This is a genomic window from Campylobacter sputorum subsp. sputorum (assembly GCF_008245005.1).
GTDB lineage: Bacteria > Campylobacterota > Campylobacteria > Campylobacterales > Campylobacteraceae > Campylobacter_F > Campylobacter_F sputorum.
Genome location: NZ_CP043427.1, coordinates 977600 through 990682, shown reverse-complemented (window position 1 = coordinate 990682; position 13083 = coordinate 977600). Strand labels below are relative to the sequence as shown.

Annotated in this window: 18 protein-coding genes; all 18 read left to right on the top strand. The window is 27.2% G+C overall.

Annotation, left to right across the window (positions count from 1 at the left end):
- Positions 1-365 precede the first annotated feature (365 nt).
- Positions 366-1652, top strand: a complete 1287-nt coding sequence (locus CSPT_RS04990; protein WP_235610045.1) for an OprD family outer membrane porin — start codon at positions 366-368, stop codon at positions 1650-1652.
- Positions 1653-2162: 510 nt separating this feature from the next.
- The gene (locus CSPT_RS04985) at positions 2163-3869 is read left to right on the top strand and encodes a ShlB/FhaC/HecB family hemolysin secretion/activation protein (RefSeq protein WP_089182594.1); all 1707 of its coding nucleotides are present in this window, start codon (positions 2163-2165) and stop codon (positions 3867-3869) included.
- 9 nt (positions 3870-3878) lie between these two features.
- The gene (locus tag CSPT_RS04980) at positions 3879-6689 is read left to right on the top strand and encodes a filamentous hemagglutinin N-terminal domain-containing protein (RefSeq protein ID WP_089182593.1); all 2811 of its coding nucleotides are present in this window, start codon (positions 3879-3881) and stop codon (positions 6687-6689) included.
- 8 nt (positions 6690-6697) lie between these two features.
- Positions 6698-7135 (top strand): hypothetical protein, encoded by a 438-nt coding sequence (locus tag CSPT_RS04975; protein ID WP_089182592.1) that lies wholly within the window; start codon positions 6698-6700, stop codon positions 7133-7135.
- A 116-nt stretch (positions 7136-7251) separates the two neighbouring features.
- Complete coding sequence (locus CSPT_RS04970; protein WP_089182591.1) at positions 7252-7680, top strand: hypothetical protein; 429 nt, start codon at positions 7252-7254, stop codon at positions 7678-7680.
- Between the two features lie 144 nt (positions 7681-7824).
- Positions 7825-8274, top strand: coding sequence for a hypothetical protein (locus CSPT_RS04965; RefSeq protein ID WP_143297533.1), 450 nt, complete (start codon positions 7825-7827; stop codon positions 8272-8274).
- Positions 8268-8597 carry a hypothetical protein gene (locus tag CSPT_RS04960; RefSeq protein WP_089182589.1) on the top strand — a complete coding sequence of 110 codons (330 nt, stop codon included), beginning with the start codon at positions 8268-8270 and terminating at the stop codon, positions 8595-8597. Before CSPT_RS04965 ends, CSPT_RS04960 begins: the two co-directional genes overlap by 7 nt.
- Positions 8590-9012, top strand: a complete 423-nt coding sequence (locus tag CSPT_RS04955; protein WP_033916661.1) for a hypothetical protein — start codon at positions 8590-8592, stop codon at positions 9010-9012. Before CSPT_RS04960 ends, CSPT_RS04955 begins: the two co-directional genes overlap by 8 nt.
- A gap of 47 nt (positions 9013-9059) precedes the next feature.
- Complete coding sequence (locus CSPT_RS04950) at positions 9060-9506, top strand: hypothetical protein (protein ID WP_089182588.1); 447 nt, start codon at positions 9060-9062, stop codon at positions 9504-9506.
- A gap of 117 nt (positions 9507-9623) precedes the next feature.
- A complete protein-coding gene (locus CSPT_RS04945) occupies positions 9624-10058 on the top strand; it encodes a hypothetical protein (protein WP_089182587.1) in 435 nt (144 codons plus the stop codon).
- The gene (locus CSPT_RS09065; protein WP_161492214.1) at positions 10051-10197 is read left to right on the top strand and encodes a hypothetical protein; all 147 of its coding nucleotides are present in this window, start codon (positions 10051-10053) and stop codon (positions 10195-10197) included. Before CSPT_RS04945 ends, CSPT_RS09065 begins: the two co-directional genes overlap by 8 nt.
- A complete protein-coding gene (locus tag CSPT_RS04940; RefSeq protein ID WP_089182586.1) occupies positions 10190-10645 on the top strand; it encodes a hypothetical protein in 456 nt (151 codons plus the stop codon). Before CSPT_RS09065 ends, CSPT_RS04940 begins: the two co-directional genes overlap by 8 nt.
- Positions 10639-10962: a hypothetical protein gene (locus CSPT_RS04935; protein WP_089182585.1), complete on the top strand. Its 324-nt coding sequence runs from the start codon at positions 10639-10641 to the stop codon at positions 10960-10962. The genes CSPT_RS04940 and CSPT_RS04935 overlap by 7 nt, the downstream gene beginning before the upstream one ends.
- Positions 10963-10986: 24 nt before the next feature.
- The gene (locus CSPT_RS04930) at positions 10987-11439 is read left to right on the top strand and encodes a hypothetical protein (protein ID WP_089182584.1); all 453 of its coding nucleotides are present in this window, start codon (positions 10987-10989) and stop codon (positions 11437-11439) included.
- A 159-nt stretch (positions 11440-11598) separates the two neighbouring features.
- The gene (locus CSPT_RS04925; RefSeq protein ID WP_089182583.1) at positions 11599-11919 is read left to right on the top strand and encodes a hypothetical protein; all 321 of its coding nucleotides are present in this window, start codon (positions 11599-11601) and stop codon (positions 11917-11919) included.
- A 44-nt stretch (positions 11920-11963) separates the two neighbouring features.
- Positions 11964-12215, top strand: coding sequence for a hypothetical protein (locus tag CSPT_RS04920; RefSeq protein ID WP_089182582.1), 252 nt, complete (start codon positions 11964-11966; stop codon positions 12213-12215).
- 38 nt (positions 12216-12253) lie between these two features.
- Positions 12254-12712, top strand: a complete 459-nt coding sequence (locus CSPT_RS04915) for a hypothetical protein (RefSeq protein ID WP_089182581.1) — start codon at positions 12254-12256, stop codon at positions 12710-12712.
- Positions 12709-13029 (top strand): hypothetical protein, encoded by a 321-nt coding sequence (locus tag CSPT_RS04910; RefSeq protein WP_089182580.1) that lies wholly within the window; start codon positions 12709-12711, stop codon positions 13027-13029. Before CSPT_RS04915 ends, CSPT_RS04910 begins: the two co-directional genes overlap by 4 nt.
- The last annotated feature ends 54 nt before the right edge of the window (positions 13030-13083 follow it).

The window sequence follows — 13083 nt, the reverse complement described above, 5'->3', positions numbered from 1 at the left end:
TAATATTAGTTATTTAAAATTTGCTTAAAAATAAATTTAAATGATAAATAAAGCTTTACACATAATTTTGAAAATATGTTAAAAGTGCTTGTTTTAGGCATAAAACCACAAAATTTAGTATGATTTAATATATCAACCGCATTAAGCGAGTTTTTATACAAATAGCGTTTATTTTAAATTTTAAATAGCTATATATTAAAATGTAATTATTAAGTTTTAAACTTAAACCCGCTAAAAGCTCTATTTTATAGCATAAAAAATACATTTTTGTGTAAAAATTTGTATTTAATCTTAATAATGTATTTTAGAAAAATATTTTTAAGTTTAATTTTTGTATAATAAAACACAAAAGTTTGGGCGTTTGTTTGGCATTATGCTCATTTGGTACTCTAAATGCTGCTGAGAATCTTGAAGAAGCTCTTGTAAATGGAAAGTTAAAAACAGAGTTAAAGGCTGCGTATGTAGATCAGACAAACGATGGAAGTCCTTATAATAATGAAAATATGCTTACAACTGGCATAGAAATGTCATATGTAACAGACCCTCTTTATGGTTTTAGGATTGGTTTGACAGGACAGGGCAATGCATCGCCTCTTAATGATGATCAAAATTCAAAACAAATGAATAGAGCAGAGTGGTGGGCTACTGGATTTGTTCTATCTGAGGCGTATTTGGGATATACTTTTGATAAAACTGATATTAAAGCAGGTCGTCAGTATGTAAATATGCCACTTGTTAGTGGAAACTATACTCGTGCTTTTAAAGAAGCATTTGAAGGTGTTAGTGTATATAATAACAATTTACCAGATACTGAGATTCAAGCTGGTTGGTTTTATAAATTTCAAGGTAGAACAAATGCCGTTATGTCAGCAGATAGTGATAAAGATGGTAGAGCACCTGTGTTTAAAGATAGGGTAGTTCTTGGAGGCGTTAGTCCATATGCAAGAGAATTTGATAATATTTTTACTATAGCTGCCATAAATAAATCTATACAAGATACAACATTTACAGGATCATATGCTCGTGTAACAAATTTTGCTTCTGGTAATGGTAATGGGGATGTAAATTTATTTTTTGGAGAAGTTAATTACATAGTTCCTTTGGATATGCTTAAGTTAGTTTTTGACGCTAGGTATAACGGCTCAAGAGTAGATGGTGAGTTTGATAAAGAGAATTTTGATGGCGATATGTTAGGACTTAGAGCTGGATTTAAGGATTTTTACGGCTTTAGCTTGTATTATGCATACACAACTGTTAGCGATAAAGATTCTACTATCATAAGCGTTGGAAATGGTGGAAATACATATACATTTCTTCCTATAAGAGGACCTTTTGTTTATTCTAATCAAGCAGGTATGGATACTCATAAAATTTTACTTGAGTATAATTTTGCTCAAGTTGGCGTAGATGGTCTTAAAGCCGCATTTCACTATGTAAATGGTGAGCAAGATAGTAAAAACAATAGAACAAACAAAGATGTTGATATAAAAGGTTGGGCTACTGTTGTAAATTACGCTGTAAAACAAGTTAAGGGATTAAGTGCTGCTGTATTTTATTCTGAATTGGAAAAAGATCCAAACAAAAGCGATGAAAAAACTACAGAGCAAGATGAAATTTGGTTAAGAGTATCTTATAAATTTGATGTGCTTTAATGTTTTTTTGTGATTTTTAAAACTAAGATTAATTAAAATAATTATAACTCTAAATAATGCCAAGTTTTTAAACAAGTAAATTTGGCATTATTATAAAATTTATTTTTATAAATTTAATTCATTAAAATTATAAAAGTAAATTTATATTAAATTAAAAATATAAAATAATTATTTTATAGTAGCATTTTTTAATGATAAATTTGATAAAACTACTCAAATTTAATATTTGATTTGAAATCCATTGCAAAGCCAATTTAAAAAAATATTTATGAGGTTTTGTATTGTATATTTCATACTTTTTGCTATTTGGCATAGTTATGAATTTCGCTTTGATTTATTAGTAAATTTATAAAGCAATAAATTTCAAACATCTTTGGACTAAATTTTATTAGTGAGTCCATAATTAAATTTAAATAAAAAATAAAATGATTATTATTATACATATTAAGATATTTTTAATAACATAAAAGATAAAATATTTACTAGATATTAACTATTTTTGGGTTTTGAATGTTAAAAATTATTTTTTGTTTTATTTTTGCTTTGTCGTTGCTTTATTCTAACGAAAGGCAAATCCAACAAAGAGAATTTGTAAATGAACAGCAACATTTAAAGCAACTTCAAGAAAATATGCCAAACTCAAACATAAATTTACAACCAAAAAGCAAGCATGAGAAATTTTCACTTATTTTAAACGAAAAACCTTGTTTTGTAATAAATGATATCAATTTAACCGGCAAAAACAAAGATAATTTTTCAGACCGCCTAAAAAAAGTACTTAAAAAGGTAAAATTTCAAAAAGGGCAGTGTCTTGGTAAGAAGAGTATAGCCATTTTACACTCTGCTTTTAGTAATGAGATAATATCTAGCGGACTTATAACTACAAGCGTGATAATCCCTAATCAAAACATAAAAACAGAAAAAACATTAACATTTGAAGTGCTTGAAGGAAAAATAGATCAAATACTTATAAATGAAAGCAATAACACAACTGATAAAATTTCCGCATTTATGGCATTTGGCGGTAATGTTAGTAGTGATGATTTAAATTTACGAGATATTGAGCAGGCTCTTGAAGTTTTTCAAAACTCATCAAATGCACAAGTTGGCGTAGAACTCATCCCTTCTTTAAAACCAAATTTTACAAATATTAATATCACTAAACAAAAATCTTTCCCTATAATAGCTCAACTTAGCTTCGATAACTCAGGCTCAGACGCTACTGGCAAGTATAAGGGTGATGCGAGTGTACAAGGCTTAAATTTATTAGGACTTAATGAAATTTTATATCTATCATACACTAAAAATATATTTAGAGGCGAACATCAAAGAGTAAATAACGAGAGTGAAAATGGTGGCAATGATAGTATTTATTATGGTTTTACTCTGCCATTTGGTAGAATTTCACTTGATTTTAACGAATACAAATATAATTATGATCAAGCCATAGCTGGAGCATATGGTGTTTATAAATATAGTGGAGAAAGTAAAAATAGAAATTTAACGCTAAATTATTTGTATCATCGTAATCAAATCTCAAAAAATAGCATATATCTTCGTCTTTGGGAGAGAGAAAATAAAAATTTCATACAAGATTACGAGTTGGATAACCAAAGACGAAAAACAGCTGGATATGAGATAGGGTTAAATTCGCAGTTTTATATAGGAAATGGATCTATTGTACTTGGCGCCTCTTATAAAAAAGGCACAGGTGCTAGAGGATCACTAAGAGCACTAGAAGAGGATTATAACGGCGGAACTAGCAGGTTTGAAAAATATATTTTAAATTTTGGCTTTCGCAAATCATCTAGCAACATACCTTTAACATATGATTTAAAATTTCAAGCTATGTATAATGGCACTCCTTTAACTATGCAAGAGCGTATAAGTCTAGGAGGATATTATACTATTCGTGGATTTGATGGTGAGATGAGCTTAGTTGGAGATAGAGGGTTTTTAATCCGCAATACCCTAGAATACGACTATATAAATAATCATAAGACATATTTTGCATTTGATATTGGTAATGTAACGCCACAAGCTGGTTTACATGATTCAAAAAATGCTTTAGCTGGCGTGGGTATTGGATTAAAAGGGAATTTTAAACCAAGTGGCTCTCTTGGATATGATATCTTTGTTGGTAAAGCACTAAGTAAACCGGAATATTTTGAGACCGATAAAGTAGCTTTAAACTTTGGTCTAACATACACATTTTAAGGATACGCTTTGAATAATAAAAACAATTCATTAAATAATAAACCTCTCTTTCATAAAGTATTAACCAAAAATCTATCTTTTTATAATTTTTTAAATATTAAAAAGCCTAAATTCATAAATTTAAAAACTTTAAACCAACCTCTATCCATCCTAATCTCTTTATCCCTTATATCCCCAAACCCAATCCTAGCTAATATTATAGCTGATATTAATGCTCCCAAACATAATCAGCCAACTATTTTAAAAACTCCAAACAATGCAGTTTTAATAGATATAACCAAGCCTAACAATAATGGTATATCTATGAATGAATACTCTAAATTTGATGCATCTAAAGATGGAACTATTTTAAATAACTCAATGGTTGGAAGCGATACCATAACAGCTGGTTATATTCATGCAAATCCACACCTTAGCAAGAGTTCAGCTAAGCTTATAGTAAATAAAGTAAATTCTAATGAAAAAAGCATTTTAACCGGTAATATAGAAATAGCAGGAGATAAGGCTGATTTAATCATAGCAAATCCAAGTGGTATAAATATAGATGGAACTCACTTTATAAACTCTAAATCTACAACACTAACAACTGGAAATATAGAGTATGAAAATGGTGGTATTAAAAATATAGCAGTTAATAAAGGTGAAATTTTAATTACTTCTAGAGGTTTAAAAGATGAGAGCAATTATTTAAATATCCTAACGCATAGTGCAAAGATAAATGCAAGCATTCATGCTAATGAGATAAATATCATAACTGGAGATAATACTATTAACAAAGATGGTAGTATCTTATCAAATAATGAAAACAGTATAAAAACTTCAAAATTTTCTATAGACAGCTCATCTCTTGGCGGAATGTATGCTAATAAAATAAAGCTAGTAGGCACCAAGAATGGTATTGGTGTAAATAATAAAGGTAAAATAGTAGCAAGTAATTTTATAGAAATAAGTTCTAATGGAGATTTGATTAATAGTGGTGATATAATCTCTAATAAAAAGATAGAAATTAAAGCCAAAGAGATAATAAATGAAGGATATTTAGTATCAAATTCATCCCTAAGTTTAAAAGCAAAAAATATAGATAATGACTCCTTAATATCTTCTGCTATTTTAGATATAAAGTCAAACAGCATAAAAAATAATGACACATTAGAAAGCATAAAGCTAGATCTGCAAACTAAATTTTTATCAAATGAGGGTCTGATTTATAATTACTACTTTGCAACTATTAATAGCGATAGTATTATAAATAAAGGTAAAATTTATGCTAATAATTTAGAAATTTATAACACTTATGATTTTATAAATTTAAACTCACTTATAAAAGCAAATAATCATTTAGAAATTTATACAAATAACTTTATTTCAACCAATTCTAATTTTTTATCTAAAGATGGAGTTTTATTATCAAACAATACAAATATTATAAACTCAAATTTGTATAACACTCACATCTATACAAAACTATTTTTTAACAAAAATAGTAAATTTGAAAACTTAAATATCATTGATAAAGTTTTAAAAACAAATAGCAATTTATTTATAGAAATTTTTCAAGATAACTTAAACATTAAAGAAAAAGAGGAAATTTTAAGCAAATTTATGACCTCTTATGCAAAAAATTTTGGTTATAGCGATGAGATAAATGTAGTTTTATTAAATACTTATGAAATAGGAGCAAATAACTCTCAATTTTTAGGAAATTTTAATACCGCTACTCCAAATTCCATTTATATAAATTTAGCATATATAAATAATCCAGTAAAACTAACCAAAGCTTTAGGACATGAGCTTTATCATTTAATTAGTTTTTCTAAAGGTAATTTTATACCAAATGATAAAGAACAAGATATATTAGCAAATCATCAAGGATATCTACTAACTTACTATCTGAATGAAAGCTTAAAAGATAAAAAACCACTATATAAGTATCAAGATACAAAAGCAAATAGTTATGATAAAAAAGTATTATATAATGAAGAGTTTTTTAACGAACTAGATAAATACTCCAGTGATAATGTAGCACCAGTTGTAATATCTTTAGGTGCAAGAGTTGTCCAAGCTACTTTTAGATCATCTTTTGTTAAAAAAATATCTAAAGAAGCTATAGATAAATTAACAAAATCATTTATTCAAAAATGTGTTCAATGTCATGATTTCGATCATGGCGATGGTTTGGGAAGAGCTAGAACCGGACCATTGCTTAAGTATGATCTATCTAAAGCATTAGAAAAAGATGAATATCACAGTAAGTTTATGAAAAAAGTTTTTATAAAAGCTGGTATTAAATTTAATAATAGTGATTTGATAGAGCATAGAGGTGTTGTAAACGTAGGGCCAGTTACGATCGAAGGCGATGGAGGTAAAAAACTAAAAGCTGGGGATAATGCTAAAAAGCAAGTTAAAAACAAAACAAATAATAAAATAACTTCATCTCCAGGAAATAACCAAAATCAAATAAAAAAACTATTTGATAAAAAAAATAAAGCAGGTGCTATAACTATAGCTGGTAAAACATACTTAGCAGATCCTACAAATAAAGGCGGTGCTAAGGTATTTAAAAATGTACCAGATAAAGATGTATTTAAATTCTTTAAAGATACAGCAGGAGTTAAGGAGATGCCAAAAGCTCAAAAAGTGTTTGATAAAAAAAGCGGAAAATTTAAAGGTGAGATATATATAATTAAAAAAGATGGCGTTGATTATATTTTGCGAGATTTTGCAACACAAAAATCAAAAGATGGGAGTGTCTTTAGCTGGACTTTGCAAATAAAAGAATTACCTAATACAAAAAATAACATAGAATTAAAATTTAAGTGAGCATCAAAATGGGTATAAATTTTTTAAATTCTAATATTTTTACAAAAGAACAAATAGATGTGATTTATAATGAAAATCTAGGATACTGGGTTAATTGTTTATATGGATGGGGAAATGAATTCTTTTCAGAACAACTAGAAAGAAAATTAACATATGAAGAAGAGGCTGAAGTATTTCTAGCTCTATTTAAAAGAATGATAGATGATGGACTTATATTAGCAATATCGCCAACTAAAGATGCGCCAGAAAAAGAGATAGATGGACTTAGTGTATGGGATGTATCATCAGATAAAATGATAGAGTATATAAGAAGTGTTTTTCCAAAAGATATAATACATTTAAAAGGTTTGGAGGACACAGATACAGCATATATTAAATTTTGGTATGAAGATTGCCCTGAAATTTATTGGGTAGATAAAGAGACGGGTAAAATTTTTTTAGATTGAAGAAACTTTTCTAAATTAGCGGAACAAGATAGCTATAAAAATCAAATCCGGAAATGCAAAATTTTATGAAAAAATATGAAATAAAATTTGAGTAGTCTTTGACAGGAGATAGCACCATGAAAGAATTTTTAATAAACCCACATATGTTCACGCAAGAACACATAGAATATATTTTAGAATATTATTTCGGATATTGGGTTGATGCATTGTATGGCTTAGGAAATGAATTATTCGCTAAAGACCTAGGAAGAAAAATAACTTATGAAGAAGAAGCTGAGATATTTCTAGCTCTATTTAAAAGAATGATAGATGATGGACTTATTTTAGCTCATGCCCCACTTGGAGAACCAAAAAAAGAACTACAAGGAGATCAGTTTTGGGATGTATCATCTGATAAAATGATAGAGTATATAAGAAGTGAGTTTCCTTCAGATTTAAAATATCTAGATGGCGTAGATGATGAAAATGATGAATGGGGTAAATTTTGGTATGAAAGAAGTATTAAAATTCGCTGGGTAGATAAAGATACAGGACAAATTTATTAATAAATAATAGTAAAATCAATTATTTAAGATATAATTTAAAATCTAAATTATCTAATGGCAATAAGCCAAAATGGACTATGGATTTTAAACCAAACAAATCAAGTCCAGAAATGAAAGATTTTATGAAAAAATATGAATTAAAATTTGAATAAAGAAGAAGTAATGCTTAGTAATATAAAAATAACAGATGATTTATTAAATAGAATATATGAGTATTCTTATGGTTCTTGGATAAGCATTTTGCATTATAATTGGTGGGGGGATGAGTTGTTTTTTGATAGACTATTAAGCCAAGAAGAAGAAAATGAACTCTTTCTTGCAGTTTTAAAACGTCTTTTAGATGAAGGACTTATTGTGCTATATCCACCAAGCGATTTAGTAAAAAAAGACGAGTTTGTATCTACTAGAATGGATATAGATGGATATGGAATATGGGACATATCATCCAATGAAGCTATAGAATATATTAGAAAACATATGCCATTAGACCCAGACTACTCAGATGATGATACAATTCCATACTGGTTTGGAAATTATTGTCCTAGAATAGGCTGGGTTGATAAAGATACAGGTAAAATAGAGATGGGTTGGTAGTAGTAAAATATACAAATAAAGGCGGTGTTAAGGTATTTAAAAATGTACCAGATAAAGATGTATTTAAATTCTTTAAAGATACAGCAGGAGTTAAAGAGATGCCAAAAGCTAGAAAAACAACTACTGAAGTCACAAGAAACGGTAAAAAAATAAAAGAAAAAATAACCATCTATACAGTAGACACAGGTAAAGGTAAAATAAATTTAAGACATAATTCAAACTCTTTACTATCTAATGGCAAATCAGCTAGATGGACAATGGAAGTTCCTATTGGAACAGATTCAAAAGGCAAAATCATAACAAGGGAGTTAAAATTTGAATAATTTTACAGATAAACAAAAAGAGATAATAAAAAGAATTTCTCATAATGTGTATAAAGATGCTTATGGTTGCTGGATAGGTATTGTTTATCATAGTGATTATGAGGATTTTGATTGGTTAGAAGAAAATGAACTCTTTCTTGCAGTTTTAAAACGTCTTTTAGATGAAGGACTTATTGTGCTATATCCACCAAGCGATTTAGTAAAAAAAGACGAGTTTGTATCTACTAGAATGGATATAGATGGATATGGAATATGGGACATATCATCCAATGAAGCTATAGAATATATTAGAAAACATATGCCATTAGACCCAGACTACTCAGATGATGATACAATTCCATACTGGTTTGGAAATTATTGTCCTAGAATAGGCTGGGTTGATAAAGATACAGGTAAAATAGAGATGGGCTGGTAGTAAGCCAAAATGGACTTTTGAAATCAAAGATGCGAAAGGAATTAAAGATGGAACAGAACTCAAATTCAAATAAATTACTCATTAATAGTAAAATGTTTAGTGATGAACAAATAGAAGAAATATATGATTGGGCTTTTTCAAATTGGGTAAGTTCTTTATATGGTTGGGGAAATGAATTATTCGCTAAAGACCTAGGAAGAAAAATAACTTATGAAGAAGAAGCTGAGATATTTCTAGCTCTATTTAAAAGAATGATAGATGATGGACTTATTTTAGCTCATGCCCCACTTGGAGAACCAAAAAAAGAACTACAAGGAGATCAGTTTTGGGATGTATCATCTGATAAAATGATAGAGTATATAAGAAGTGAGTTTCCTTCAGATTTAAAATATCTAGATGGCGTAGATGATGAAAATGATGAATGGGGTAAATTTTGGTATGAAAGAAGTATTAAAATTCGCTGGGTAGATAAAGATACAGGACAAATTTATTAATAAATAATAGTAAAATCAATTATTTAAGATATAATTTAAAATCTAAATTATCTAATGGCAATAAGCCAAAATGGACTATGGATATTAAATTGATTGATAAAAGTAAAGTAAGTAATTATGAAATCAAATTTGAGTAATATAGAAAAATATATTTTTAATAAAAAAGATGATATTTTTAAAGAATTGTATAATTCTTGGATAGATCAGATTCCTTGGTATTTATCTACTATTATAAACAATAAATATGTCTATAAGTCTTTTTTTATTCTTTTAGAAATATGGGCATATGAAAACAAAATAGTTTTTTTCCCACCAGAAGAATTTTATAATAAAAACTTAAAAAAATATATAACGCCTATAAGGATAAATCAAGGATATCAAATTTGGGACATTCCTATTAAAGATGTAATATATTATATGCGTAAAAAAATTCCAAAAAAGCTCTATATGGTATTTAATCAAAAAATGAGCGATGGTTATTGTTTTAGTAATTTTTGTCCAAGAATTGGGTGGGTTAGTAAAAATGGTAAAATCGAGTTTGATTTTGAGTAAGGTTATTGTTAAAAATCTATTTTTTACATCAAACTTACAAGATGGCAGTAAGCCAAAATGGACTATGGATTTTAAACCAAATAAATCAAGTCCAGAAATGAAAGATTTTATGAGAAAGTATGAATTAAAATTTGAATAAAGAAGAAGTAATGCTTAGTAATATAAAAATAACAGATGATTTATTAAATAGAATATATGAGTATTCTTATGGTTCTTGGATAAGCATTTTGCATTATAATTGGTGGGGGGATGAGTTGTTTTTTGATAGACTATTAAGCCAAGAAGAGGAAAATGAACTTTTTTTTATAATTTTAAAAGCCTTATTAGATGAAGGATTTGCTTTTCTTTTTCCTCCAGAGGAATTTTATAAAGAAAAAATCGAAGATTACATCACACCTATACAAATTAAGCAAAATTTTAGAATATGGGACATATCATCCAATGAAGCTATAGAATATATTAGAAAACATATGCCATTAGACCCAGACTACTCAGATGATGATACAATTCCATACTGGTTTGGAAATTATTGTCCTAGAATAGGCTGGGTTGATAAAGATACAGGTAAAATAGAGATGGGTTGGTAGTAGTAAAATATACAAATAAAGGCGGTGTTAAGGTATTTAAAAATGTACCAGATAAAGATGTATTTAAATTCTTTAAAGATACAGCAGGAGTTAAGGAGATGCCAAAAATAGAAAAAGTGTTTGATAAAAAAACTGGTAAATTTGTAGGAAATAGATACACTATACATAACAAACAAGGAAAATTTAATTTAAGAGATTTTTCTAAATCAAACTTACAAGATGGTAGTAAGCCAAAATGGACTATGGATTTTAAACCAAATAAATCAAGTCCAGAAATGAAAGATTTTATGAGAAAGTATGAATTTAAGTTTGAATAAAAATTTAGTTTGAAAGGAATAGTTGTGAAAGAGTTATTAATAAATTCTAATATGTTTACAAAAGAACATATAGAATATGTTTTGGAATATTATTTTGGATATTGGGTAGATGCATTGTATGGCTTAGGAGATGAATTATTTGCCAAAGACCTAGGAAGAAAAATAACTTATGAAGAAGAAGCTGAGATATTTCTAGCTCTATTTAAAAGAATGATAGATGATGGACTTATTTTAGCTCATTCTCCTATGAAAGATGAGCCTGAAAAAGAACTACAAGGAGATCAGTTTTGGGATGTATCATCTGATAAAATGATAGAGTATATAAGAAGTGAGTTTCCTTCAGATTTAAAATATCTAAATGGAGCGGATGATGAAAACGATGAGTGGGGTAAATCTGAATGGGGTAAATTTTGGTACGGAAATTGCCCACATATTCGCTGGGGCTGGGTAGATAAAGATACAGGACAAATTTATTAATAAATAATAGCTAAGTAAATTTAAAAAGATAATTATAAAAAGGTGGCTTTTTTGAGTTTAATAAAGGATATAAAAATTTTAAAGACCAATACATGGAGCTCCATATTTAAAACAACAATTGGAGATAAAATTATGCATAGTTCATTAAAATGAGCAAAAATGAAAAAAGACCATTTAATAGAATTTTTATCATCAACAATTGAAGAAGATGCGATAATAAGTAGAATTTATAATTTTTTCCATAATGAATGGAAATATTCATTAGATGAATTAAACGAAATTATAAATTTTGGAATAGCAAATGGAGATTTATTTATAGAAAATGTTAATGATATTAACATACATTATGATAGAGTAGATTGGCGATTAGATAATACATATCAAGAAATAGTTATGATAGATATTTATAAATATATGCCATTACTATTTTCATCAAATCCAGTTATTCCAAAGGAGTATGAGAAATTTATTACAAATTAAATTTAATTTTTTAGATAATTAAAAACTAAAAGGAATTACAATAAATGAAAACAGATAAAATTTGTGAAAAATATTCAAAAGAAAATATATCCATAAACACTTGGATAGAAGATGATATATTTTTTATAAAAGGAGATTCAAAAACTTTAATGTTTTTAGCTGACTTAATAAAAGCACAAGCCAAAGAGACGAGAAACGATAATATTTGTATAGGAAAAAGCGTTGCCGGAAGTAAATTCTTTTCTAAAAAAGCTAAATTTGGAATTTTGATACAAAATACAGATAGTAAAATATAAATTCACCTAACAAATTAAAGTTTGCCAAAATGAAGAAAATGAAATTTTTTAATTTAGAATGGATTAAGGGCGATATTTTAGATATAGAATATGACAAAAGACAAAAAGAGTATGATAATTATATACATAGTATTAAAAATAGTACAAATATTATAATTAGGCATTTTTGCGATATTAATTTTAATGACGCAAAAATTGTTAAGATTAATAATAAAAATAAGAGCTTATTTGTAAAATTTTATATAGGCGACTTACAAAACGGATATTATGAATTAAATGTAAATTTTATAGTTTCTAAAGATTTTAGTTTGCATAAAAATATAACTAAAAAAGAGATAATCACAAGTGAAGTTATCTATGAAAATAAAATATTTTATTTTTTATTTATTTTAAATGATTTTAAGGAATATTGTATAGAGTTTTTAGATATAAAAGATTTAAAATTTCATAAAATAAAAGAGAATTTATATTTAAATTTAAACAAAGAAAAATTATGAAAAAAGACCATTTAATAGAATTTTTATCATCAACAATTGAAGAAGATGCGATAATAAGTAGAATTTATAATTTATTTCATAATGAATGGAAATATTCATTAGATGAATTAAACGAAATTATAAATTTTGGAATAGAAAACGGAGATTTGTTGATAGAAAATGTTAATGATATTAACATACATTATGACAGAGTAGATTGGCGATTAGATAATATATATCAAGAAATAGTTATGATAGATATTTATAAATATATGCCATTGCTATTTTCATCAAATCCAGTTATTCCAAAGGAGTATGAGAAATTTATTACAAATTAAATTTAATGTTTGGGATAATTGAAAATTAAAGGTAGTTATGATAAGAATGGGAAA

Bases quoted from the DNA above. Each gene is read 5' to 3' on its own strand.
- CSPT_RS04985 (WP_089182594.1), top strand. From the start codon at position 2,163: ATGTTAAAAATTATTTTTTGTTTTATTTTTGCTTTGTCGTTGCTTTAT.
- CSPT_RS04975 (WP_089182592.1), top strand. From the start codon at position 6,698: ATGGGTATAAATTTTTTAAATTCTAATATTTTTACAAAAGAACAAATA.
- CSPT_RS04970 (WP_089182591.1), top strand. From the start codon at position 7,252: ATGAAAGAATTTTTAATAAACCCACATATGTTCACGCAAGAACACATA.
- CSPT_RS04950 (WP_089182588.1), top strand. From the start codon at position 9,060: ATGGAACAGAACTCAAATTCAAATAAATTACTCATTAATAGTAAAATG.
- CSPT_RS04945 (WP_089182587.1), top strand. From the start codon at position 9,624: ATGAAATCAAATTTGAGTAATATAGAAAAATATATTTTTAATAAAAAA.
- CSPT_RS04925 (WP_089182583.1), top strand. From the start codon at position 11,599: ATGAAAAAAGACCATTTAATAGAATTTTTATCATCAACAATTGAAGAA.
- CSPT_RS04920 (WP_089182582.1), top strand. From the start codon at position 11,964: ATGAAAACAGATAAAATTTGTGAAAAATATTCAAAAGAAAATATATCC.
- CSPT_RS04915 (WP_089182581.1), top strand. From the start codon at position 12,254: ATGAAATTTTTTAATTTAGAATGGATTAAGGGCGATATTTTAGATATA.
- CSPT_RS04910 (WP_089182580.1), top strand. From the start codon at position 12,709: ATGAAAAAAGACCATTTAATAGAATTTTTATCATCAACAATTGAAGAA.